The 24,500-nt window shown below is 71.9% G+C and carries 19 protein-coding genes; 9 read left to right on the forward strand and 10 right to left on the reverse strand.

What is annotated here, in order from left to right:
- Positions 1–14 precede the first annotated feature (14 nt).
- Positions 15–368: a hypothetical protein gene (locus tag AB0F40_RS07795; RefSeq protein WP_253869033.1), complete on the reverse strand. Its 354-nt coding sequence runs from the start codon at positions 366–368 to the stop codon at positions 15–17.
- A 509-nt stretch (positions 369–877) separates the two neighbouring features.
- On the opposite strand from AB0F40_RS07795, the gene AB0F40_RS07800 reads away from it, so the two are divergent.
- The 4 genes from AB0F40_RS07800 to AB0F40_RS07815 all read left to right on the forward strand — a co-directional run bounded on the left by AB0F40_RS07800 (position 878) and on the right by AB0F40_RS07815 (position 7,963).
- Positions 878–2,593: a nitrite/sulfite reductase gene (locus AB0F40_RS07800; RefSeq protein WP_357465556.1), complete on the forward strand. Its 1,716-nt coding sequence runs from the start codon at positions 878–880 to the stop codon at positions 2,591–2,593.
- Entirely contained in the window at positions 2,590–3,450 is an 861-nt protein-coding gene (locus AB0F40_RS07805) for a phosphoadenylyl-sulfate reductase (protein WP_357465557.1), read from the forward strand. Before AB0F40_RS07800 ends, AB0F40_RS07805 begins: the two co-directional genes overlap by 4 nt.
- A 135-nt stretch (positions 3,451–3,585) precedes the next feature.
- Positions 3,586–4,896 carry a uroporphyrinogen-III C-methyltransferase gene (gene cobA / locus AB0F40_RS07810; RefSeq protein ID WP_357465558.1) on the forward strand — a complete coding sequence of 437 codons (1,311 nt, stop codon included), beginning with the start codon at positions 3,586–3,588 and terminating at the stop codon, positions 4,894–4,896.
- A gap of 265 nt (positions 4,897–5,161) precedes the next feature.
- Entirely contained in the window at positions 5,162–7,963 is a 2,802-nt protein-coding gene (locus AB0F40_RS07815) for an immune inhibitor A domain-containing protein (protein ID WP_357465559.1), read from the forward strand.
- Between the two features lie 144 nt (positions 7,964–8,107).
- Here the strand turns inward: AB0F40_RS07815 and AB0F40_RS07820 are convergent, their stop codons facing one another.
- From AB0F40_RS07820 to AB0F40_RS07840, 5 genes are all read right to left on the reverse strand, one after another.
- On the reverse strand, positions 8,108–8,803 hold the full coding sequence (locus AB0F40_RS07820) for a hypothetical protein (protein ID WP_357465560.1): 696 nt from the start codon (positions 8,801–8,803) through the stop codon (positions 8,108–8,110).
- A gap of 174 nt (positions 8,804–8,977) precedes the next feature.
- Entirely contained in the window at positions 8,978–11,743 is a 2,766-nt protein-coding gene (locus AB0F40_RS07825) for a choice-of-anchor P family protein (RefSeq protein ID WP_357465561.1), read from the reverse strand.
- 117 nt (positions 11,744–11,860) lie between these two features.
- Positions 11,861–12,337, reverse strand: coding sequence for a hypothetical protein (locus tag AB0F40_RS07830; protein ID WP_357465562.1), 477 nt, complete (start codon positions 12,335–12,337; stop codon positions 11,861–11,863).
- Between the two features lie 101 nt (positions 12,338–12,438).
- On the reverse strand, positions 12,439–13,140 hold the full coding sequence (locus AB0F40_RS07835; protein WP_357465563.1) for a response regulator transcription factor: 702 nt from the start codon (positions 13,138–13,140) through the stop codon (positions 12,439–12,441).
- Positions 13,137–14,546, reverse strand: coding sequence for a PspC domain-containing protein (locus tag AB0F40_RS07840; RefSeq protein ID WP_357465564.1), 1,410 nt, complete (start codon positions 14,544–14,546; stop codon positions 13,137–13,139). Before AB0F40_RS07840 ends, AB0F40_RS07835 begins: the two co-directional genes overlap by 4 nt.
- A gap of 136 nt (positions 14,547–14,682) precedes the next feature.
- On the opposite strand from AB0F40_RS07840, the gene AB0F40_RS07845 reads away from it, so the two are divergent.
- The 4 genes from AB0F40_RS07845 (at position 14,683) to AB0F40_RS07860 (ending at position 19,088) form a co-directional block, all read left to right on the forward strand.
- A complete protein-coding gene (locus AB0F40_RS07845; RefSeq protein WP_357465565.1) occupies positions 14,683–16,329 on the forward strand; it encodes a PspC domain-containing protein in 1,647 nt (548 codons plus the stop codon).
- Positions 16,326–16,994 carry a hypothetical protein gene (locus tag AB0F40_RS07850; RefSeq protein WP_357465566.1) on the forward strand — a complete coding sequence of 223 codons (669 nt, stop codon included), beginning with the start codon at positions 16,326–16,328 and terminating at the stop codon, positions 16,992–16,994. The genes AB0F40_RS07845 and AB0F40_RS07850 overlap by 4 nt, the downstream gene beginning before the upstream one ends.
- 111 nt (positions 16,995–17,105) lie before the next feature.
- The gene (locus tag AB0F40_RS07855; protein ID WP_357465567.1) at positions 17,106–18,281 is read left to right on the forward strand and encodes a glycosyltransferase; all 1,176 of its coding nucleotides are present in this window, start codon (positions 17,106–17,108) and stop codon (positions 18,279–18,281) included.
- Between the two features lie 171 nt (positions 18,282–18,452).
- Positions 18,453–19,088 carry an A24 family peptidase gene (locus tag AB0F40_RS07860; RefSeq protein WP_357465568.1) on the forward strand — a complete coding sequence of 212 codons (636 nt, stop codon included), beginning with the start codon at positions 18,453–18,455 and terminating at the stop codon, positions 19,086–19,088.
- 72 nt (positions 19,089–19,160) lie between these two features.
- Here the strand turns inward: AB0F40_RS07860 and guaA are convergent, their stop codons facing one another.
- The 4 genes from guaA to AB0F40_RS07880 form a co-directional block, all read right to left on the reverse strand.
- Positions 19,161–20,753 (reverse strand): glutamine-hydrolyzing GMP synthase, encoded by a 1,593-nt coding sequence (gene guaA / locus AB0F40_RS07865; RefSeq protein WP_357465569.1) that lies wholly within the window; start codon positions 20,751–20,753, stop codon positions 19,161–19,163.
- A gap of 95 nt (positions 20,754–20,848) precedes the next feature.
- Complete coding sequence (gene dgoD / locus AB0F40_RS07870) at positions 20,849–21,997, reverse strand: galactonate dehydratase (RefSeq protein ID WP_357465570.1); 1,149 nt, start codon at positions 21,995–21,997, stop codon at positions 20,849–20,851.
- Positions 21,994–22,617: a 2-dehydro-3-deoxy-6-phosphogalactonate aldolase gene (locus AB0F40_RS07875; protein WP_357465571.1), complete on the reverse strand. Its 624-nt coding sequence runs from the start codon at positions 22,615–22,617 to the stop codon at positions 21,994–21,996. Before AB0F40_RS07875 ends, dgoD begins: the two co-directional genes overlap by 4 nt.
- Positions 22,614–23,642, reverse strand: a complete 1,029-nt coding sequence (locus AB0F40_RS07880; RefSeq protein ID WP_357465572.1) for a 2-dehydro-3-deoxygalactonokinase — start codon at positions 23,640–23,642, stop codon at positions 22,614–22,616. Before AB0F40_RS07880 ends, AB0F40_RS07875 begins: the two co-directional genes overlap by 4 nt.
- 69 nt (positions 23,643–23,711) lie before the next feature.
- On the opposite strand from AB0F40_RS07880, the gene AB0F40_RS07885 reads away from it, so the two are divergent.
- A complete protein-coding gene (locus tag AB0F40_RS07885) occupies positions 23,712–24,497 on the forward strand; it encodes an IclR family transcriptional regulator (protein ID WP_357465573.1) in 786 nt (261 codons plus the stop codon).
- Positions 24,498–24,500 lie beyond the last annotated feature (3 nt).

The raw sequence follows: 24,500 nt of genomic DNA on the forward strand, positions 1-24,500 counted from the left end.
TAGCGGTCGGGCGATCAGTTCCAGAACACCGCGACCAGGATGTTTACCAAGGTGAGGCCGAGCACGGAGCCCTTGAGGCCCGGTGAGACGTCCTCGCCCTTGCGGACGGCGAGCACGGCCAGCACGGCGACGGCGAGCGCGACGACCAGCTTCACGCCGATCTTCGCCATGTCCAGCTCACCACCGCCGAAGGGCCCGGCCATCTCCGCGATGCCGACCATGATGATCCCGGCGGCGGCGGCACCCATGGCGCCGTGCGAGACACCCTTGTAGAGCGCCTTGGTGCGCAGCGACGCGATCGAACCGCCGAACACGAGAGCCCAGCTCGCGAAGTGCAGGAACACGAAGACGTTGTAGAGGAACTCCATGGCCGTCAGCCTATCCGCGGCGGACACCGTCAAGGCACGTCATGGTCCACGAGGCACGCCCTGATCCACCGATCCAGGCGAGTTCCGCAGAAGATGGCGTGGCACGCGGACGATGGCGTGGCCGGCAACGCACGAACCGGACATGCATAGGCAGCGTCGATGCGAGCGATAGGCATCCACTATGTGGACGTGGCCTTCCGCCCGTCACCAACCGGGGTTAACGTCTTCGCCATGACCAAGGCAGCGCGCATCTTCCTCGTGACGACTCGTCACGAGATGCCCATGTGTGCCATGCCGACCGGTGCCTGCGACTGCTGTCGCAGCTGTCAGCTCTGACGCGCTCCCTCGCCCCTGCACGCTCGTCCCCGCAAGGTCGCCACCCGCCGTCGAACCGCAGCACCGAGTCCCTGGTCATCCCCGGGAATCGGCTACCTGTGCCCGCCCGACGCGCACCACTCCCCCAGCTCAAGCTCCACGCCCGCGCGCCCCGCACGAACAGGACCCCACACATGGTCAACACCGCCCCTGCCCCGACCAAGACCGCGAAGCGTCCTGCCCGCCCGAACGGCCAGTGGAAGGTCGACGGCCCCGCTCCGCTCAACCACAACGAGGAGTTCAAGGCGGAGTCCGACCCCCTGGAGGTCCGCGACCGCATCGAGCGGATCTACGCCAAGGAGGGTTTCGACTCCATCCCCGGCGACGATCTGCACGGGCGTTTCCGCTGGTGGGGCCTGTACACGCAGCGCAAGCCCGGGATCGACGGCGGTAAGACCGCCACGCTCGAACCGCACGAGCTCGAGGACAAGTACTTCATGCTGCGCGTGCGGATCGACGGCGGGGCGCTGAGCACCGAGCAGCTGCGGGTCATCGCGGGCATCAGCACCGAGTTCGGCCGCGGCTCCGCGGACATCACCGACCGTCAGAACATCCAGCTCCACTGGATCGAGGTCGAGGCGATGCCGGAGATCTGGCGGCGCCTCGAAGCCGTGGGGCTGAGCACCACCGAGGCCTGCGGCGACGTACCGCGCGTCATCCTCGGCAGCCCGGTCGCGGGGGTCGCGAAGGACGAGCTCATCGACCCGACGCCGGTGATCGAGGAGATCCAGAAGCGCTTCATCGGGGACCCCGCGCTCGCGAACCTCCCCCGCAAGTTCAAGACGGCGATCACCGGCCACCCGAGCCTCGACGTCGTGCACGAGATCAACGACGTGTCGTTCGTCGGCGTCGAGCACCCCGAGCGCGGCATCGGCTACGACGTGTGGGTCGGCGGCGCCCTGGCGACGACGCCGCGCTTCGCGGAGCGCCTCGGCGCGTTCGTGTCGGCCGAGGAGGCGCCGGAGGTCTGGCACGGCGTCGTCCGCATCTTCCGCGACTACGGCTACCGCCGGCTGCGCAACAAGGCCCGCCTGAAGTTCCTGCTCGCCGACTGGGGCGTCGAGAAGTTTCGCGACGTCCTCGAGACGGAGTACCTGGGCTACCGGATGACCGACGGCGACGCCCCGCCCAGCCCCGCCGAGCTGGGCCTGGCCGAGCGCGGCGACCACGTCGGGGTCCACGAGCAGCACGATGGCCGGTTCTACGTCGGCGCAGCGCCCACGGTCGGCCGGGTCGCCGGCGAGAACCTGGCACGGCTCGCCGACGTCGCCGAGGCGCACGGCAGCCGCCGGGTCCGGCTGACGCCGCTGCAGAAGGTGCTGGTCCTCGACGTCGCGGAGGACCAGGTCGAGCCGCTGATCGCCGGCCTGGACGAGCTGGGCCTGCACGCCCGGCCGAGCCTGTTCCGCCGGAACACGATCGCCTGCACGGGGATCGAGTACTGCAAGCTCGCGATCGTCGAGACCAAGGCCACGTCGGCCGAGGCGATCACGCAGCTCGAGGAGCGGCTCGGGGACCTCAAGGACCTCAAGCCGCTGACCCTGCACGTCAACGGCTGCCCCAACTCCTGCGCTCGGATCCAGACGGCGGACATCGGCCTCAAGGGTCAGCTCGTGATGGACGACGACGGCAACCAGGTACCCGGCTTTCAGGTGCACCTCGGTGGCGGGCTCGCCTCGGTGGAGCGGGACGACGCCGGTCTGGGCCGCACCGTGCGTGGCCTCAAGGTGACGGCCGACGGGATCGGCGACTACGTGGAGCGCGTGGTGCGCCGCTACGACGCCGACCACGACGGCGACGAGACGTTCGCGCAGTGGGCGCACCGCACCGACGAGGAGGCCTTGCGATGACCACGGTGGAAGCAGCTCCGACGTCCTCTCTGTCGCTCTCCGGGCACGACGCCGTGGCGAACCCGCGGCTCGCGCGCGTGCGCGCTCGCGCCGCCGCCCGCGAGAGCATCCGTGCGGTCCGGCCGACCGCCCGGGCCAGGCGCCGCCGTCGGACCCCCGAGGAGCTGCGGGCCGTGGTGGAGCGCGGTCAGGCCCAGCTGAACGCGAGCGAGGGCACGCCAGAGGCCGACGCCCAGGCGGTCATCGCGTGGGCGGTCCGGGAGTTCGGGCCGTACATGGCGGTGGCCTCCTCGATGCAGGACACCGTGCTGTCGCACCTCGTGGCGGAGCAGTTCCCGTTCGTGGACGTGCTGTTCGGCGACACGGGCTACCACTTCGCCGAGACGCTGGGCACGCGCGGCGCCGTCGAGATCGAGCTCGACGTCAACGTCGTGGACGTGCGCCCCGAGCTGACGGTGGCCGAGCAGGACGCAAGGTACGGGCCACGCCTGCACGACCGCGACCCCGAGGCCTGCTGCGCCATGCGCAAGGTGGCGCCGATGAAGAAGGCGCTGGAGAACTACGAGGCGTGGGCCACCGGCGTGCGCCGCAGCGAGACGGCCGCTCGCGCCAACGCGCCGCTGGTGAGCTGGGACGAGCGCAACGGTGTCGTGAAGATCAACCCGATCGCCGCGTGGACCGACGACCAGGTCGCGGACTACGCGAGCCGGCACGGCCTCGTCGTGAACCCGCTGCTCGCCGACGGCTACCCGTCGGTCGGCTGCGAGCCCTGCACCGCTCGGCCGCTGCCGGGCGAGGACGCGCGCTCGGGCCGCTGGGCGGGGCGCGACAAGGACGAGTGCGGTCTCCATGTCTGAGGCCGTGCAGACCGTCCGCCGGACCGGCAAGGTCCGCCTCGAGCATGCGATCGCGCATGGTTTGCGGCTCGAAAGCATGCGCAATCGCATGCTGGAGGCGGACCTTTTCCGGACCGCTCACGGGAGGCCACGATCATGAGCCACGACGTCTATCCGCTCGGACTGAAGGTCGCGGGGCGGCTCGTCGTCGTGGTCGGCGGCGGGCCCGTCGCCGCGCGCCGCGTCCGCTCGCTCGTCGAGGCTGGCGCGCGCGTCCGCCTCGTCGCGCCGCACTCCGTGCTCGCCGAGTCCGGTCTGCCCGTGGCGTCCGAGACCCCCGAGCCGACCGACGGCCCCGGTCCGGCCGAGATCGAGTGGGTCCACCGCGACTACCGCACGGGCGACCTCGACGGTGCCTGGCTCGTGCACACGGCCACGGGTTCGGCGGTGGTCGACCGCCAGGTGTCCGACGACGCCGAGCACGCCCGGGTCTTCTGCGTCACCGCCGGCGACGCCTCGGTGGGCAGCGCGTGGGTTCCCGCGGTTGCCCGCACCACCCTGACCGACGACGCCGAGGTGACCGTCTCGGTGACCGCCGGCCGGGACCCGCGGCGTGCGCAGGCGATCCGCGATGCGGTGGCGGCCCAGCTCCAGTCGGGCAGGCTGCCGCTGCGCCGCCACCGGCCCAAGCTGCCGACGCAGGTCGAGCCCACCCCGCTGGTCGAGCCTGTCGAGACCCCCGTCGCACTCGGTCGCGTCTGGCTCGTCGGCGGCGGCCCCGGCGACACGGGCCTCATCACGGCGCGCGGCCGCTCGGTCCTCGCTCAGGCCGACGTCGTGATCGTCGACCGGCTCGGTCCGCGCGCCCTGCTGGACGAGCTCTCCCCCGACGTCGAGATCGTCGACGTCGGCAAGACCAGCGGCAACCACCCGGTACCGCAGCACGAGATCAACGCCCTGCTGATCCAGCACGCCCAGGCGGGGAGCGACGTCGTCCGCCTCAAGGGCGGGGACCCGTACGTGCTGGGCCGCGGCGGCGAGGAGCTCTCGGCCTGCCGAGCCGCCGGCATCGAGGTCGAGGTCGTGCCCGGCGTGACGTCGGCGGTGTCGGTGCCGGCGGCGGCGGGCATCCCGGTCACCCACCGCGGCGTCGCGCGCGGGTTCAGCGTCCTGACCGGGCACGACGGCGCCGCCGAGGTACCCGGCGGTGCCGACCACACGCTCGTGCTGCTCATGGGCGTCACCCGCCTGGCCGACACGGCCGAGGCGCTCGTCACCGCTGACCGTCCCGCCGACACCCCGGCCGCGGTGATCGAGGACGGCTACGGGCCCGGGCAGCGCGTCACCGTCGGCACGCTGGCGACCATCGCGGACCGCGCGGCCGAGGTCGGCGTCAAGCCGCCCGCGGTGATCGTGGTCGGCGCGGTGGTCCGCCTCTCCCCGGCCTGGCCCCACCAAGCTCGTTGAGTGCTGGGTATCTGTTGGCGCGAAGGCCATCAACCCGACAGATGCCCAGCACTCAACGGATTTTCCTGCGGGTGAATTCAACTCGCTAATGCAGGAAAAGCCCCTGTTCCCCTATCGCCATAGGTCGAGTTCCGGTATGCATGCAAAGGCCGCCACATTCCCGCGGCCTTCTGCTCTGCCGTAACGCCATCAATGTTGACGGCCTGATCTGGGAGAACGCATGAGAACACAGACACGACGTGCGCTTCGGTGCACGGTGGCCGCGATGCCTGTCGTCGCGCTCACCGTGGCCGGGCTCGCCGCGACCGGAGGGGCGACGACGGCGTCGGCCACCGGGAGCGGTGCGCCGGCCGTCGAGAGGTCCGAGCACTACATCAACTATGCCGATGTCGCGGCCCAGCCCGAGATCGGCGACGACGTCGAGATCACCGCCGACGGCCGCACCATCGTCCACAAGGCAGAGGGCAAGAGCGGCGTCGGCGTCGACTCCTCCGTCCAGACCGCGTCGGACGAGCTCGCCAAGAAGTTCTCCAACGGCAACCCGGCGGCGGCGGAGCAGCTCGCCGAGCTGGAGAGCCAGGCCATCCGCACGGGCAGGAGCCCAAAGGAGATCAAGGAGTCTCGCTACAAGAGCGCGCCCCGGACCCAGGAGGCTCGCCTCCTGACCATCCTCGTCGAGTTCGACGAGAACGCGAACGACGACTTCACCGACCAGATGGTGCCCACCTTCTGGGGCTCGTCGGAATGCATGCCGGGTAACGTCCAGAACGGGCCGCTGCACAACAACATCCCGAACCCCGCAGAAGCATCGCAGCCCGACAACAACACGATGTGGGTCGAGGACTTCTCGTCGGAGCACTTCGACAAGATGCTCTTCACGGACGAAGGCATCACCGAACGGGTGCGCCCCGACCTCACCGGACCTGACGGCCGGCCGGGCATCGACATCTCCGGCTACACGATGAAGAACATGTACGAGGAGATGTCGCGCAACGCCTACACCGTCTCGGGTGAGGCCACACCGTGGGTCAAGGTGCCGCACTCCGAGGCCTGGTACGGCGCGCAGCGCTGCTTCCTCAACGACGAGGGCGAGTGGGAGGCCGGTGCCTACCAGACCATGAACGGCCACCCGGACAACCCGAGCGGTCCCGGGCAGCTGCCGATCGACGCCGTGGCGAAGCTCGCCGCGATGCAGCCCGACTTCCCGTGGGCCGACTACGACATCGAGGACCAGGCCGACCGGGACGGGGACGGCAACGTCCACGAGCCGGACGGCGTGATCGACCACGTGGTCCTCGTCCACGCGGGCAAGGACAAGTCCGGTGGTGGCGGCGAGCAGGGCACGTACGCCATCTGGGCCCACTCGTCGAACGTCCCCGGTGGCGCGCCCATCCCGGGCACCGACCTGAGGCTGTCCAACTACATCGTGCAGCCGGAGGACTCCGGCGTGGGTGTCTTCGCCCACGAGTACGGCCACGACCTCGGCCTGCCCGACCTGTACGACACCGCCAGCGGCGGCGACTCCGACGTGGACTTCTGGGACCTGATGAGCTCCGGGTCGCACTCCGGCCCGATCTTCCAGTCGATGCCCACGCACATGGGCATCTGGGACAAGTGGGTGCTCGGCTGGGTGGACCCGGTCGAGGTGAACCCGGGCGACGACAAGCTGGCCGTCAAGGTAGGCCAGGCCTCGCGCCCGCTCCGGGGCACCCAGGACGGCGTCAAGATCAACCTGCCGGACAAGCGCATCGAGCTCGGCGTGCCCCACAGCGGTGAGGCCATGTGGTACACCGGATCGGACCAGAGCTGGGCCGACGTCCGGCTGAACCGCACGCTCGACGTCCCCGCCGACGCCACGTTCTCGTTCTGGGCCGACTACAGCATCGAGGCCGACTGGGACTACGGGTTCGTCGAGGTCTCCACCGACGGTGGCGCCACCTGGGACGAGCAGAAGGTCCTGGACGACGCCGGCGCCGAGGTCACCACACCGGACGGGTATGCCGACCCGAACGGCCGCATGGCCGACTACGGCACCAAGAAGTACGGCCTCACCGGCACCACCGAGGGCTGGGCCCACCTGAACGTGGACCTGTCCGCGTTCGCCGGGCAGACCGTCCAGGTACGCCTGCGCTACGCCACGGACGCGGCGTTCGAGGACCGTGGCTGGTTCTCCGACGACTTCGAGCTCACGAGCGGGAGCGAGGTCGTGTGGAGCGACGACGTGGAGTCGGGTACGGCGGGCTGGACGCCCGAGGTCTCGACCTTCACGGACACCACGGGCAACGGCTGGCACATCTACTCGGGCTCGTCCGTCCAGGAGCACTTCTACCTGGTCGAGTGGCGCAACCTCGACGGGTTCGACGAGGGTCTGAAGTACGCGTACGACACCACGTACGCGGCTCCGCAGACTGACGCGTGGAAGGTGGAGAAGCTCGCCTACAACGCGCCGGGCATGCTCGTCTGGTACCGGGACACGACCTTCGGCCGCCAGAACCACGTCCTGAACAACCTCTCCGAGCTGCCGAGCACCGGAGCGAAGGGCGGCCTGCTGCTGGTGGACAGCCACTTCGACCCGCTGCGGCGCGACGACTCGGCAACGCCGGACACCTCGGCACTGAAGAACCTTCCGTCCCGTCCGCAGTCCTCGAACGTGGCGTTCGGCCTCCAGCCGACGTACCCGTTCACCGAGTGCGTCACGGGTGAGGACACCACCGTGGAGTTCTGCACGGACTTCGAGGCCCAGGCACCGGTGCGCACGTTCACCGACGACGCAGGCTGGTACCCCGGGATCGAGGTCAACGACGGCAGCCTGTTCTACCGTGACAACGACGCGTCGACCGTGGTGCCGTCCGTCGACAACTCGCCCTACACGGTGCGGATCGTCGACGAGAACGGGGAGCTCCTGCCGGACGAGTTCGGGCAGGACTTCGGCATCGGTGCCATCACCGGCACCGGAGACCCGGCGGACGCCGGTGTCGGCTACGGCACCGTGATCCACCTCAAGAAGGCCTTCAAGGGCAACACCTCTGCCCTGATCAAGATCACGCCGCCCCTCTCGGGGCAGTGATCCACACCGCCGGGCGGGCAGCACCGCTGTCCGGTCGGCAGCAGTCACAGAAGTAGTCACAGAACAGGGCGGGGCCACCAGCCAGGTGGCCCCGCCCTCTGTGACGTTCCGGTGCCGGAACGACTCCGGGGACGCGTCAGGCGCTCACCGTATTTCTTCCGCTCGCACGAGGACGTAGCGGAGCAGGTCGACGTCGGCTGTCGGGACCGCGATGCTCCAGGCCCCGGACCGTGAGGCACCTTCGAGCTGCGTGTACGCCGACCTCTCGAACGCCCCGCGCGTGGGCGGCTGCGTCCCGAACAGCCGGTGCGGTGCCGCGCCCAGCACGGACTCCAGCGACTCCACGGACGCGTCGTCCAGCCCGACCCTGAGCGAGACCCGACGGACCTTGCGCTCCATCAGGTAAGCGACCACCACGACGGCGCTGCCGCCCGTGACGGTCGCCAGGTCCTGGGCCGGGGTGGGCCGGCGGCCGGCGGCCAGAAAGAGGTCGTCGAGCGCCGTCCTGGAGCCCGCGCTCCGTCGCACGGCCGTCGCCACGTGCGATCCGCGCGCACGAGCACCGGTCCCCCGGCTCTCGCGGACGCTCAGCACGAGCCACTCGGCCGCCGCGGCGATCGTCAGGGCACCCGCAGCGATCCGCAGGACGAAGTTCACGGGATCCCAGGAGTTCGACGCGTTCGCGTAGGTGCTCACCATCCAGATGATGGCGGCGATCACGGCGATCATGAGGCTGACTAGTCGGCTGGTCCGCATGGAGGTCGGTTTCTTCGTCTCGGTCGGTCGGGCCAGCCGTCGTCTGCTCGGCATCAGCAGCACCATCTCGCCGAGACCCTGCACGACGAATGCTCCCCGCTGGGGGCACAGAGCGTACCAATGCCTCCCTGCAGGTCGGGCGTGTTCCGGCCTTCTTCATCCCCCGAGGTGGAGGTCGGCGGCCGGCCTCGAGACCGGCCCGGGTTGGGACCTGTCTCGAGGCGAGCCGCCGACCTCATGCACGGCTGCCGGCCAGGCTCAGCTCGCGCAGTTGTGCACCCCGCTCGTCGCGGACGCCACGACGACGTCGGCCAGGCCGCCCTCCAGCGCGGTCAGGCGCAGGGCGCGGACGGTCAGCCCGTGGTCGGCGTCCGGATCGGGGACCTGCTCGTTGACGACGATCCGGGCCACGCCGGGCAGGTCGACCTCGGTGTTCGGCTCGGTGCCGATCTCGATGACCTCACCACCGACCCGCAGCGTCATCTCGGTGCTGCCGGTCGCCGAGCCGTCGCCGGCACACGTGCTGGTGGCCTGGGCCGTCGCGTTCTCCAGCTCGATCACCGGCAGCCCGGGGATGCCGATCCGTACCTCGTCCACGCTCGTGGTGGCGACCGACGTCCCTGGCGCGAGGCTCGTGGTCACGTTCGGGCAGAGGGCGTCGGCCTGCAGCAGGATCAGGCTGAGCTCGGCCAGGCAGGGCGTCCCGGTGGAGGTCGCGTCGGCCGTCCTGATCTCGCCCGTGTCGGGTGTCGGCTCGATGTCGAACCCGACGAGCGGGAGCGGGACGCTGCCGCTCAGGCCGTAGGCCCTGCCGGTGTAGTACTCGAGCAGCACCGTCGCCGACGCGCTCGACGGCTCGTAGTAGTCGTCCCCGCCGAACTCCACGGAGACGGGCACCGTCGCGTCCGCGTTCAGTGGCTGGTCCACCGGGTCGATGGTGCAGGCAACGGCGCCCGAGGAGCCGGTGGTCCCCGTGCACTCCTGCCGGTCCGCACCGGCGCCCAGTGCCAGGGTCACCTCCCGGTCCGCGACGCCAGGGCCCTCTGTCGTCTCCTCGGTGAGAACACCGGAGAGCTCGACGGCGGTCCCGTTCGCCACGCGTTCCGGGCCCGTGTACCGCAGGGCCGTCTCCTGCCGGGTGACCGTGAACGGCGCCGAGTCGCTCGACGGCGCCAGCGTCGCCGTCCCTGCGAACGTCACGCCGACCGTCGTGGAGCCTGGCACGTCCGTCGGCGTCATCGAGCAGGTCGCCACGCCCGAGCCGTCGGTGGTGGCCGAGCACTCCTGCGACCCGCCACCTGAGCCGAGCGAGAACGACACGGTCTGCCCCGACACCGGGTTTCCGCCCGCTGTCAGCGTCGCCGACGCTGCAAACAGGTCGTGGAAGTCGGCCTCGGCCGGCCCCGTGTAGGTGACCACGGTCGGCTGCCGACCGATGGTGAAGGCGACGGTGTCCCTCGCGGGCTCCACGTCCCGGTTCCCCGCGAAGTCCGCGGTCAGGGTGGTCTCGCCCGGCGCGTCGGTCGGGGTGAGCTCGCAGCTCGCCTCACCCGCACTGTTGGTGGTCCCCGAGCACTCCTGTGACCCACCGCCGGAACCGAGCGAGAACGACACGGTCTCGCCCGCCAGCGCGCTACCGCCGGCGGTCAGCGTGGCCGACGCCGTGAACGTCTCGTCCAGCGCCGCCGACGTCGGACCGGTGTAGCTCAGGCCCGACTCCTCCTGGGGCAGGGCCGCCGCCAGGTCGATCCGCGGCGTCGTGACCTCTCCGCCGTCGCTCGGGTACGGCACATCGAAGCCGGTGTCCTCCAGCAGGGCCTCGAGCTCGTCCACCGAGTCGCCGGGCCGCTCCTCCCGCAGCAGCGCGAAGGCGCCGGCCACGTGCGGGGCGGCCATGGAGGTGCCGCTCTTGGTGCCGTACCCGTTGTCCGAACCGCTCGGGACCGACGACTCGATATCCGTCCCCGGGGCGAACACGTCGAGCTGCGCGCCGCGGTTGGTGTAGCCCGCCACGCTGTCGTCGTCGTCGGTAGCGCCCACGGTGATCGCCTCCGGCACGCACCCGGGGGAGCCGACCGCGGCAGCGTGGTCGTCGTTGCCCGCCGAGATCACGGGAGCGACACCGGCTGTCCGAAGCCCCTGCAGCACCTCGCGGTAGTCGCTGTCCTCGCAGTGCTCGCCGTACTCGCCGGAGCCGAGGCTCAGGTTCACCGCGGCGATGTCCCGGTCCGCAGCGAGGCTCTGGACGTGCTGCAGGGCCTCGATGATGTCGTCGTCCGACGCTTTGACGCACGGCGCCTGCCCGACCCCGTTCTCGTCCTGGCAGTCCTCGTCCTCGTCGTAGCGGGAGAAGACCTGGATCGCGATGATGTCGGCCGCCGGGGCCACACCGTCTCCCGGGGCGTTGCCGGTGGCAGCGCCGGCCGCGGTTCCTGCCACGTGGGTGCCGTGGTCGCACAGCGCTTCGTCGCACTGGGCCGCGCCGGCTCCCGTCTGTTCCTCCTCGCCGTTCGGGCACAGGCTCTCGCCGTCGCCTCCGGCGGAGAAGCACGCCTCGGCGGCCACCTTGCCGCCGAAGAACTCGTGCGCGGCGTCGATTCCCGTGTCCAGGACCGCGACGGCCTGCCCACCGCCGGTGATCCCCCGCGCATGCAGGTCGTCACCGTTGATGACCGGCAGGCTGGAGTCCATCGTGGGCTCGTTGAGGCGGTTGGGATGCACACGGACCACGTCGGGCGACTGGGCGAGCTCCTCGATCGCCTCGGCGTCGGCGGTCACGGTGACCAGCGGATACAGGTCGAAGACCGTGGTGACCCGGATCCCGCTGTCCCTGGCCCGCATCTCTCCGAGCACCGCTCGCTGGTCACCGACGCTCGGGACCTGCACGATGACGCTCTGCGGTCCGTCGCTCTCGGCCTTGGCGATCAGGGCCCGTTCCCCGGCGTCCGGTGGCGAGCTGTCGGGTGGTAGCGCCGCCCCCGCAGGGGACGCCACCCCGATGAGGGCCGTACAGGCCAGTACCACGGCGAGAACCGCCGCGGCCGGTCTCCGAAAGTGCCGTCGCTGAACGCGCATTCGACTATCTCCCTCTGTCCGGGTGCGGTGCAGATCAATGGAGCAAGGTGGTCGGGGCAGGCTGATTCATTCGAGCGGGATCGACTCGTTCTCCCAGACGCGGGTCACCCGCGACGAGTCGAACAGAGCGACCAGGCCGTCCTCGTCGACGGTGAGCGTGAGCTGAGCGGTGTTCCTGAAGCGCGTCTGCACGCTCACGTGGGCGGGGTCGAGCTCCGCGATCAGGTCGTCCTGGGCCTCGGCGACGAGCCGCTGCCGCTCCGCGGTGTTCAGCTCGGCGGCCCCGTCGAGGGACACCTCGACGATGACGCTGGTGGTGCCGTCGGCACGGACCTGGTCGAGCAGTTCTTGTTCGTCGGGGGTGCGCGAGGCGGTCGCGGACGGCTCCGGGCTCGCCGGGGTCGGCGTCGGCGTGCCCTCGGCCGAAGGCGACGCCGGCGTCGAACCCTCCGCGGACGGTGAGGGCGACGATGGCCCGCCGGTACATCCGGCCAGGAGCAGCAGCTGACCGGCTACAACAGCAGCAACGATGCGGCTCGGCACGGTGTCCCCCTGCGGATCTCGGCGTCAGGCCGTCGAGATCGACACTCACATACAGGATGAAGCGGGCGCAAGGAAAGTCTCTTCAGCCGACCAGGTCCCGGTCAGAGCAGCCTGCGCGCCACCGCCCAGCGGGTCAGCTCGTAGCGGGACGAGAGCTGGAGCTTGCGGAGCACCGCGCTCACGTGCGTCTCCACGGTCTTGATCGAGATGAACAGCTCGCTCGCGACCTCCCGGTACGAGTAGCCGCGCGCGATGAGGCGCATCACCTCCTGCTCGCGCTTCGAGAGGCGGTCGAGCTCGTCGTCGGCCACGGCGATGTCGTTCGCGGACGCGCCGAACGCGTCCAGCACGAACCCGGCCAGCCGCGGCGAGAAGACGGCGTCGCCGCCGGCCACCTGCACCACCGCCGACGACAGGTCGGCCGGAGCGATGTTCTTCGTGACATAGCCGCGAGCGCCTGCCCGGATGACGGCGACGACGTCCTCAGCGGCGTCAGAGACGGAGAGGGCGAGGAATCGCACGCCCTCGGCGAGCAGGTCGGCGCAGCGCTGCACCACCTCGGCGCCGCCGCCGCCGTTACCGCCGGGCAGGTGCACGTCGAGCAGCACGACGGGAGGGCGGTGCTGGTGCACCTGTGCCACGGCGGTGTCGACGTCGGACGCCTCGCCCACCACGGTCACCCGGTTGTCCAGGGAGGCCCGCACGCCGGTGCGGAACAGGTGGTGGTCGTCCACGAGCACCACGGGCACCGGGATGGTCACGGTGCCCTGCGTGCTGCCCGACGGCGTCGCGGGGGTTGTCATCTCGTCGCACCTTCCACAGTGGTGGGCGCAGTACCGGGGGCCGTCGTGGCCCGCGCTCTGCCGTTCTTGTCGGTCTTCTTCTCGCCGTTCGCGGGCTTGTCCAGCGGCATCCGGAGCCGCACCTCGGTACCCCAGCCGGGCCTGCTCACGACCTCGGCGGTGCCGCCGCGACGGCGAACCCGGCCGAGGATCGACTCGCGGACGCCGAACCGGTCCTGCGCGATCTCGTCGAGGTCGAAGCCGTCGCCGCGGTCGCGGACGAACACCTCCGCCACGGCGTCAGTGACCTCAAGGTATACGGACACGGGCGGCGCGCCGTGCTTGAACGCGTTGAGCAGCGCCTCGCGGGCCGCCTGCAGCATTGCCGAGGTGCTCTCGGTGGGCGGGCAGTCGCCCACCACCACGGTCTCCACGGTGAGCGGCGCCACGGCGTCCTCGATCTCGGCGACCAGCTCCTTGAGCTCTGCGGCCACGGAGGTGCCGGGTTCCTGCCGGTCGTCGTAGAGCCAGCCGCGCAGCTCGCGCTCCTGGGCGCGGGCCATGCGGGACACCGCCTCGGGGTCGGACGCCTGTGCGCGGATCAGGGCGAGGGTCTGGAGCACGGAGTCGTGCAGGTGGGCGGCGATGTCGGCACGCTCGGACTCGCGGGCGTGGGCGGCGCGCTCGTCGCCGAGCTGGCGCACCAGCCGGAACCACCACGGCAGCGAGACGAGCGCGATGCCCGCGACCATGGCGATGGACGCGACGGTGGCCTGCATCAGCACGCTCGCGGGGGTGTCCTGGCCCACCAGCATCAGGACGCCGAGCATGGTGAGCACGACGCCGCCGGCGAGGCGGAGCAGGGCGGTGCGCGAGCGCAGGCCGGTGCTGGTGCCGTCCACCCACCGGCCCCGCTCGGTGGCGTCGATCTGGCTCCAGGCCAGGGCGACGCCACCGAGTCCGATGAGGGCGGGCAGCACCCACGACGCGACCGGGTCCCAGTCCGCGCGGAACGCGAGCATGAGCGCGGCGCTCGACAGCAGGACCACGCCGATCCAGATGTCGCGGACCGCGAGGCGGGACACCGGTCCGGAGAGTCGCACCCGGTCGGCGAGCGATCTCGTCCGGTCCGCGGCACCGGCGTCGGCGTCAGCGTCGGTCGTCAGGCGCGGGGCGAGGCGCCGGCGGTCGGCGGGCAGGACGTCGTCGGCCACGGCGGGGACGCCCGCGGGGACGGTGATCCACCAGAAGACGTAGGCCACCAGGCCGGCTCCGGCGAACCAGACGAGGATCAGGAACACGACCCGGACCAGCCACACGGGCACGCCAAGGTGGGCCGCGAGGCCGGCGGCGACACCCGCTACCCAGCGGCCGCTGTATCCCGGTCCCGCCGCGGCGGGCCGGCGAAGGGTGAGTCTCTGCTTCACACCCCGATCGTCACATGCCCGAGGGCCCCTGAACACGGCTGTGCCCGGATCTCAGGGTCCCGCGCAGGGCTAACCAGGGTTGGTTCAGGGCAGGTCCCGATGCCGGATCTGGCGCCGGTCGACCAGCATTGTCATCATGAGCACCGACGAGACGCGTCCAGAGGGCGCCACGAGTGAGCCAGGCGGCTCGGCCGACGCCGGGCCGGCCAACGCCGGGCCGGTCGGCCCGGACGTCCACCACGCCGGCCCGGCCTTCGAGCCGGCTGCCGATCCAGCGACCGGCCCGACCGCCGATCCTGCACCGGTACCACCCGGACAGCGGCCCTACCCGGAGTCCGGCTTCTTCGCATCGATCCGCCGTGGCCTGTTCCCGCGCTCCGAGCAGCGCTGGGTGGGCGGCGTCGCCGGCGGTCTCGCCGAGCGGGTGGGCTGGGACCCGCTGCTGGTGCGCGGCCTGCTGATCGTGAGCATCTTCTTCGGCGGAATCGGCCTGATCCTGTACGGCGCGGCATGGGCCCTGCTCCCGGAGCGTGACGGCCGGATCCACCTGCAGGAGGCGGCGCGCGGCAACTTCGACGTGGCGATGCTCGGTTCGGTGGCCGTGTTCCTCATGGGCTTCGCCTGGGGTGGCCCGCTGGGCGGGTGGGGCGGCGCCGAGCTGCAGCTGCTGAACTTCCTCTTCTGGCTGGCCGTGGTCGGCGGGGTCGTCTACCTGATCGTCCAGGGCGTGCGGCGGCAGCGCGAGAACAACGCCGCCCGCCGCACGGGCGCCGTCCCCGCGCAGGTTCCGACGGTGCCGACCCCGGGGGGCCCCGCTGCTTCCGGTACGCCCATGCCCGGGGTACCGAACCCCGGCGGAACGCCGGCACCATTCACGCCCGCTCCGCCGGTCGACTACCGCCGGTCCGACGGCCTGGTCTACGCGACCGGCGCAGGCCCTGCCCCGCACCGGCAGAAGCAGGCGCCCTACCGGTCCGGGCCTGCCCCGGCCCTGGCGCCGGCCCCGCAACCGGTCTACACCCCGCCTCCGGTCCGCCCGCACCGCGGTCCGGGCGGCACCGTCGTCGGGATCACGATGGGAGTGATCCTCCTGGCCGGTGCCCTGCTGCTGGGCATGCACCGCCTCGGCGGAGAGCTGCCCGGGGACGCCGGGCTCGCCTCGGCCTGGCTGGGTGTCGGAACCGTGGTGCTCGGTATTGCGATCTTCGTCTCGGCCATGCGTGGCCGCTCGAGCGGTCTGCTCGGGTTCTTCGCGATCGTGGCGATGCTGTTCGGCCTCACGTACGTGTCGGTCGCCGGTGCGGCGGGTCCGCGCTGGGTGGACGAGGCCGTGACGAGCGGCCGCGAGATCGGGGAGTACGTGAACGAGCCCAACGACCCCGACGCGGCCACCCTCACCGAGGGCACCGTGGCCGTGCAGACCCAGCGTGAGGCGGAGAACGGCTTCTACATCCGTTGGGGCGACCCGGTCATCGACCTCTCCGAGCTCGACCTGTCCGAGGTCGAACCGGGTAACCCCGTGGTAGTGCCCATCCAGCTCGGGGCGGGCATGACCGAGGTGCTGGTGCCGTCCGGCGTGGCGGTCGAGGCGAACGCCTACATCGCCGCCGGCGCCGTCCAGTGGAACGTCGACGACATGGGCCGCGCCGCGAGCGGCGTCGGCTCCGACAACTACTTCGCGAGCGACGAGGTAGGAGACGACGGTGCCGTGCTCAGCCTCGATATCGAGGCCGGGGCCGGCGAGGTCATCGTCAGCGAGATCAAGTCAGGGAGCACGCCATGACCGAGCACCCGAACGACCGAGAGAACCAGAGCGACACCACCAGTCGGCCCGAGGGCCGGGACACGAGCGAAGCCATGGACAACAAGACCACGCAGGATCCGGACACCACCGAGGTGCTGCCGTCCGCGGAGACCCCGTTGACGCAGGAGATCAGCCAGGCCACCCAGCGGATTCCCCAGGGTTCCGCCGCCGAAGGAGAGGTGCACCCCGCCTACGGCGTCGCCGCGGCACGGGTACAGGAGCAGGAGGCGGCGGACGCCGCCGTCCAGGACGCTCCGGCGCCCGACGACTCCGACCCGCTCGCCCCGCTGCGCGGTCCGGCGCCCGAGGCGACCACCCCGGCGGCGGACCCGGAGCCCGGCACGGCGCCGACCAGCACCGAGTCGGCCCAGGCAGCCCAGTCGGCCCAGGCACAGCCCGTCCAGCAGGTGCAGGCAGGTCAGCAGGTGCAGGCAGGGCAGCTGGCGGCGCCGGCGGCCGTGCGGCGCGGGCCGCGTGTCGGGACGGCGGTGTGGGGCCTGATCGTGATCGCGGTCGGCCTGGGGATCCTCGCGGTCTCCGTCGGCGTGCTGTTCGACCTGGGCGTCGCGCTGATCGTGCTGCTCGGCACGGCGGGTGTGATCCTCGTCGTCGGTTCGGTGATCTCCAGCCTCCGGCGGCGCTGAACCGTCGCCGCGGCGCGAGGTCGGCACATTGCATCGAGGTCGGTCCAGGTCTGGACCGACCTCGATGCGTTCTGCCGACCTCGACGGTGAGTGCCTGAGAAGATGGACGGCGTGCGGATCACCCATCTGTCGGACACCTACCTTCCGCTGCTCGGCGGCATCGAGGCCCAGGTGAGCCGCCTCGCCCTCCAGCAGGCGGCGGCCGGGCACGACGTCGAGGTCATCACCACCACTCCGGCGGCCCCCGGCGCGCACGGGGTGAGCACCGCCGTCGAGAAGGGTGTGACAGTGCACCGCATCGCCGCGCGGGTGCCGGGCGGCTGGCCGGTCCACCCGCGCTCCACCGCCCACGTGACCGCGCGTCTGCGGGAGGCGATCGCGCGGGGTGAGCGGCCCGACGTCGTGCACCTGCACATGGGAGTGCTCGCCCCCACCGCGCAGGCCGCGCTGCGACCGGTGACCCGGCTGGGGCTCCCCGCCGTGCTGACCGTGCACAGCGTGTGGGGCGGCGCCTGGCGCGTGTTCGCGGCGACCGACGCGGTGCTCCGTTGGTCGCGCTGGCCCGTGCGCTGGTCGGCGGTGAGCGAGCTGACGGCGGCGCCGCTGCGGCGGATCCTGGCCTCGGACGAGGCAGGCCGGGGCGACGTGGCGATCCTGCCCAACGGCCTCGACCTGGACGCCTGGCGGGTACCGCGTACCGAGCGCGGAGCACGGCCGGAGGGTTCGGCGGTGCACGTGGTGTCCGCCGCCCGGTTCGCGCCGCGCAAGCGGATGCTGCCGCTGCTCACCGCGGCCGCCGACGCCGCGGCCAGACTCCCCGACGGCGCACTGTTCGTGACGCTCGCCGGCGACGGTCCTGAGCGCGCGGCCACACGGCGGTTCGTCGTGGAGCGCGGGCTGCGCGACGTCGTCTCCCTGCCCGGGCGGCTCACCGCGACCGAGCTCAAGCGGCTCTACGCGCGGGCCGATGTCTTCGCCGCGCCCGCCGTGGCAGAGGCCTTCGGCCTCGCCGCGCTCGAGGCGCAGGCCGCTGGGCTCACCGTGGTGACCCGCTCGGGTTCGGGCGTGGCCGAGCGAGTGGTCGACGGCGCCACCGGCCTCGTGGTGCCCGACGACGACGCGCTGGCCTCGGCGTTCGTGCGGCTCGCGACCGACCCCGCCCTACTGGACGACCTGCTGGAGCGAGCGGCGACGCCGCCGTCGGGCATGACGTGGCCGGAGGTGCTGACGGCGACGGAGCGGGCGTACGAGGAGGCGGCGGCCCTGACTGCCGCGGGCCGGGGGTAGTTCCCCTCCCGGATGTGGCCTCCTGTCGCGTACCTCTCCTTCGAGGCCTAAGTTCCTCGTCTTTGAGGCGGCTGAAAGCGAAGAAACTTAGGCCTCGAAGGGGATAGATCGACGCCGCTCGGCGACCGCTGTTGTGGTGCGGTCAGCGGGGGCCGCCGATAGCCTCGCCCGGTGAGCCCTTCCGACCCGGCTACCAGCGGTGCGACGACGCCGGCCGAGCCTTTCGTCGTCCGCCAGTACGGACGCGCCCGGGCCGAGGTGCGGCCGTACGCACGGGCCATCGGCCTCGCCGCGATGCCGGCCGCCGGCTGGGCCGTCTGGGCGAGCGGCCTGGGCTGGCTGACGCCGGCGTACCTGGTGCTGGCCGTCGCGGGCGCGGCGCTCGCCGTGATCGACGCACGCACCCACCGGCTGCCGAACGCGCTGGTCTTCCCTCTGACCTGGGCGACGGCGGTCCTGCTCACGCTGGCGGCCCTGGGCACCGGCGCCTGGGGTTCGCTCGGGCGGGCGGCCCTGGGGGCGCTCGCGTTCTTCGCCGTCTACCAGGTGCTCTACCTCATCGCCCCGCGCGGCGGCCTGGGGTACGGCGACGTCAAGCTCGCCCTGAGCCTCGGCGCGCTGCTGACGTGGCACTCCTGGTACATCCTGCTGGTCGGCGTCTTCGCCGCGCACATCGTCGCCGGAGTGGTCGCGATAGTCCTGCTGCTCGGACGCCGCGCGGGCTGGAGAACGGGCATCGCCTTCGGTCCGTACATGCTGCTCGGCGCCATGCTCGGGCTGACCTGGGCACACCTCATCAGCTGGTGAGCACTCGCGGGGCGAGCCTCCGCCGCACAGCACCGCGGCCCCGCCCCAGGAGAGGGACGGGGCCGCAGGAGGTCACTCCCACTCGATGGTGCCCGGCGGCTTGCTCGTCACGTCGAGCACCACGCGGTTGACCTCGCGGACCTCGTTGGTGATGCGCGTCGAGATGGTCGACAGCACGTCGTACGGCAGCCGGGTCCAGTCGGCGGTCATCGCGTCCTCGGACGAGACCGGGCGCAGCACGATCGGGTGCCCGTACGTGCGGCCGTCGCCCTGGACGCCCACCGAGCGGACGTCGGCGAGGAGCACGACGGGGCACTGCCAGATCTCGTTGTCCAGGCCGGCCCTGGTCAGCTCCTCGCGGGCGATGGCGTCGGCGCGGCGCAGGATCTCCAGGCGGTCGGCGGTGATCTCGCCGACGATCCGGATGCCCAGGCCGGGGCCGGGGAACGGCTGGCGCGAGACGATCTCCTCGGGCACCCCGAGCTCGCGGCCGACCGCGCGGACCTCGTCCTTGAACAGGGTGCGCAGGGGCTCCACCAGGGAGAAGTCGAGGTCGTCGGGCAGGCCGCCCACGTTGTGGTGGCTCTTGATGTTGGCGGCGCCCTCGCCACCGCCGGACTCCACGACGTCGGGGTACAGCGTGCCCTGCACGAGGAACTTGACTTCTTCCCCGGCCTCCCCTGCTTCTTCGATGATGTCCCGCTGTGCGTCCTCGAACACCCGGATGAACTCGCGGCCGATGATCTTGCGCTTGGTCTCCGGGTCGCTGACGCCGGCGAGCGCCGTGAGGAAGCGCTCCTTCTCGTCGCGGATGATGAGCTTCACGCCGGTCGAGGCGACGAAGTCGTTCTCGATCTGCTCGACCTCGCCGGCCCGCATGAGGCCGTGGTCGACGTGCACGCAGGTGAGCTGGTCACCGACGGCCCGCTGCACGAGCGCGGCCGCGACGGCGGAGTCGACGCCGCCGGACAGCGCGCAGATGACGCGGGAGCTGCCGATCTGCGCCTTGATGGCGGCGACCTGGTCGGCGATGACGTTGTCGGGGGTCCAGTCGGGTGCGAGGCCCGCGCCCTCGTAGAGGAAGTGCTCGAGCACCTGCTGGCCGTGCGCGGAGTGCCGCACCTCGGGGTGCCACTGCACGCCGAACAGCCGGCGGTGCGTGTCCTCGAACGCGGCGACGGGCGAGCCGTCCGACGTCGCGAGCACCTCGAACCCGACCGGCGCCTTGTGCACGGCGTCGCCGTGGCTCATCCACGCGGTCTGGTGCTCAGGGGTGTCGGCGAGCAGCATGCCGGAGGCGCACACCTCGACCTCCGTGCCGCCGTACTCGCTCAGCCCGGTCTGCGCTACCTCGCCGCCCAGCGCCTGCGCCATGGCCTGGAACCCGTAGCAGATGCCCAGGACCGGGACGCCGGCCTCGAACAGCTTCGGATCCACGAACGGGGCGCCCGTCGCGTACACGGAGGAGGGTCCGCCGGACAGGATGATGGCCGCGGGGTCCTTGGCGAGCATCTGCTCGACGCTCCAGGTGTGCGGCACGATCTCCGAGTACACCTTCGCCTCGCGCACCCGGCGCGCGATCAGCTGGGCGTACTGCGCGCCGAAGTCGACGACGATGACCGGTCGGGGGGTCTGGGGCTGGCTGTCAGGGGCAGTGGACGACACCCGGCAAGTCTATGGGTCCGACGGCGGCCGGGCGCTCCACGGCCGTGTAACTTCGCGCACCCCGCCGTCGGCCCGCCGGACGAGGACCGGACGGCTCACCACTCGGCGAACGAACCGTCGTCGTGCCGCCAGACCGGGTTGCGCCAGCGGTGCCCCTCGGCAGCGCGCTCACGGACGTACTCCTCGTTGACCTCGATCCCGAGGCCGGGGCCTTGCGGGATCGCGACGGAGCCGTCCTCGTAGGCGAAGACCGTGGGGTCGGCGATGTAGTCCAGGAGGTCGTTCGAGGTGTTGTAGTGGATGCCGAGGCTCTGCTCCTGGATCACGGCGTTGTAGGCGACGGCGTCGAGCTGCAGGCACGCGGCGAGGGCGACCGGCCCGAGCGGGCAGTGCGGGGCGACCGCGATGTCGTAGGCCTCTGCCATCGCCGCGATCTTGCGGACCTCGGTGATGCCGCCCGCGTGGGAGAGGTCGGGCTGGATGATGTCGACGACGCCCGAGGTGATGACGTCCTTGAAGTCCCACCGGGAGTAGAGGCGCTCGCCCAGCGCGATCGGGGTGGCGGAGTTCCGGAGCACGTCGGCGATGCCGTCGACGTGCTCGGACAGCACGGGCTCCTCGACGAACATCAGGTGGTAGGGCCGCAGCGCGTCGAGGAGCACCCGGGCCATGGGCCGGTGCACGCGGCCGTGGAAGTCCACGCCGATGCCGATGTTCGGTCCGACGGCCTCCCGCACAGCGGCGACGTTGGCGACCACCTTTTCGACCTTGTCGCGCGAGTCGACGTACTGCAGCTCCTCGGGTCCGTTCATCTTGACCGCGGAGAAGCCTCGCTCGACGGCCGCCTTCGCCTGCGCCGCGGTCTCGGCCGGGCGGTCGCCGCCGATCCACGAGTAGACCTTGATGCGATCGCGCACCTGACCGCCGAGGAGCTCGTGGACCGGCACCCCGAGCGCCCTGCCCTTGATGTCCCAGAGCGCCTGGTCGATACCGGCGAGCGCGCTCATGTGGATCCCGCCGCCGCGGTAGAACCCGGCGCGGTACAGGACCGTCCAGTGGTCCTCGATCCGGCGGGGGTCCTTGCCGATCAGGTAGTCGGACAGCTCCTCGACGGCCGCCGCGACGCTGGCCGCCCGGCCCTCGAGGACCGGCTCGCCCCAGCCGACGATCCCCGTGTCGGTCTCGATCTTGAGGAAGAGCCACCGCGGCGGCAGGGCGAAGGTCGTCATCGAGGTGATCTTCACGGCGTGCTCCTGACGTCGGTGTGCCAGATGCGGACGAGCTCGGCCGCTCTGGCACCGACCGCCTCCGGCCTGTCGCCCGGGCGGTAGAGCGACGTGCCGACCCCGGCCCCGGCCGCCCCCGCGCGGGCCCAGTCGGCGAGGTTGGTGGCGTCGACGCCGCCGACGGGCACGAGCTCCGTCCCGGGTGGCAGCACGCTGGCCCAGGCCCGCATCCCGTCGGTGCCGACGGCCGTGCTCGGGAAGAGCTTGATCGCGCGTGCACCCGCGTCCAGGGCCGTGAACGCCTCGGTCGGCGTCGCCGCCCCGGGGTAGCTCGCCAGGCCGAGCCGCACCGTCTCCGCGACGACGTCGGCCCGGGTGTTCGGCGAGACGATGAGCGAGGCCCCGGCGTCGGCGGCCCGGCGGACGTCGTCCGGGGTGAGGACCGTGCCAGCCCCCACGCGGCGCTCGGGTGGCCCTGCCGCACGGATCCGCCGGATGGACTCCAGGGGGTCCGGCGAGTTGTAGGGCACCTCGACGGCGTCGAACCCGGCGTCGAAGATCACCTGTGCCACGTCGACGGCGTCGGCGGGTGTGACCCCGCGCAGGATGGCCACGAGGCCGGTGGGTCGGGAAGTCATGCGGGCTGCTCCTCGGTGGCCGCGGTGGCCGCGGTGATCTGCGTGGTGGCCGAGCCGGGCGCGGCCGGTGCCAGACCGGCATCGAGGGCGACGCGCCACAGCCCGTGGGCGGCGGCGTCCTCTCCAACTGTGCGGACCGACGCGCCGCTGCGCTCCAGCGCGAAGCGGTAGCGGTGCGCGGTCGCCGGCGGCCCGCACAGCGCGACGACGGCGGCCGGGCTGCCGCGCAGCGCGTGCCGCACCTCGGCGCCGATGAGCAGGCCCGAGACGTAGTCGGCCACCTCGGTGGGATCGAGCCGGCCGGCGAGGACGAGGGGTCGTGCCGTGAAGAGCAGGGCGGGCAGACCACGGTCGTCCCCCTGGGCGACCTCCGTCTCGAGCCCGCGCCCGAAAGCCGCCGAGACCTCGGTGCCCGGCTCGCCCGTCGCGAGCCGCGCGAGGATGCTGTCCCGCATCAGCAGGCCGTAGAGCTCGCCGGTCATCGCGGTGGTGAAGCCGGTGACCCGGCTGCCGTCGAGGCGCACCCACTTGGAGTGGGTGCCCGGCAGCACAACGGTCTCGGGCCGGTCGGCCAGCACGGCGAGCGCCCCGGCGAGCTGGACCTCCTCGCCGCGCATCACGTCGGGGTCCGCGCCCGTGGCTCGCAGCCCGGGCACGAGGTGGACTACGGAGTCGCCGGCGGGCACGACGGTCAGCCGCTCGGCGAGCCCGCCGAGGTCCGCCGGGACGTCGAGGTACCCGGCCTCGGCCCAGCCGTGGTTCGAGCCGGCCATGCCTGCGCACAGCACCGGCACGCCGGGGTGCTCGTCTAGCCACGGGCGGCACAGCCGCGTGAACGTCCGCTCGAACGCGGTAGCTCGCTCGCGGGCCGAGTCGGCTCGCCCTGAGACCGTGAGAGCGCCGTCGTCCGTGCGGACCTGGCCGAGGACCGAGCCGGTGCCGCTCAGGAGCCAGGCTCGGAACGTCGTGGTGCCCCAGTCGAGGGCCACGAGCGCGGCATCGCGCTCCTGTGCGTCGTCAGCCATGCCTCGGACGATAGAAGCGGCATCCCGACTATCCGAACCACGTCCCTATTATCGGGATAGCCTGGCGCGATGACCGACCCCTCCGCCGGGCCCCCTGGTACGCAGACGCTCGCCCGGGGCATCGCCGTGGTCAACGCCGTCGCCAGGGGCAGGACCCGCCTGCGCGACATCGCGGAGGAGATCGGCGTCGGTCGCAGCACCACCCACCGCCTGCTCCAGCTGCTCCTCGCCACCGGTTACCTGCGCCAGCTCGACGACGGCGCGTACGCGCTCGGGCCCGCCCTGATCGAGCTCGGCTACCAGGCGCTGCAGGAGAACCCGGTGACCGCCATCGCGGCACCCGTGCTGCGTGCGCTCGCCGAGCGTGTGCACGACACGGTCCACCTCGCCATCGAGGACCGGGGCCAGGTGCTCTATCTCGACAAGATCCCGGGGACCCGCGGCGCCGTGATGCGGTCGCAGGTCGGGCACCGCATGCCGCTGACCCGGACGGGGATCGGCAAGGCGCTGCTCCTGGACAGCCCCGGGCGCTGGAGCGAGCGGTTCCTTGCCGAGCGGCCGGCGGCGGCCGGGCACGGCCTCGCGCAGGACGTCCTGACCGTCGACGCGTTCGTCCAGGTCATGCAGGCTTCAGCGGGCCGGGGAGTGGCGTTCGACCTGGAGGAGAACGAGCCGGGCATCCTTTGTGTCGCCGCACCGGTCCGTGGCCCCTCCGGCTCGATCGTCGCGGCCATCAGCGTCACGGCGACCCGGCCCTACATGCCGCCCGAACGGCTCGAGACGCTCGCCCCCGTCGTGCACGACGCCGCGGCCCGGATCTCGGCAGGACTGGGCTGGCGGGCATCCGGCGGGTAGTGC

This window comes from Promicromonospora sp. NPDC023987, from assembly GCF_040639055.1.
Classification (GTDB): domain Bacteria; phylum Actinomycetota; class Actinomycetes; order Actinomycetales; family Cellulomonadaceae; genus Promicromonospora.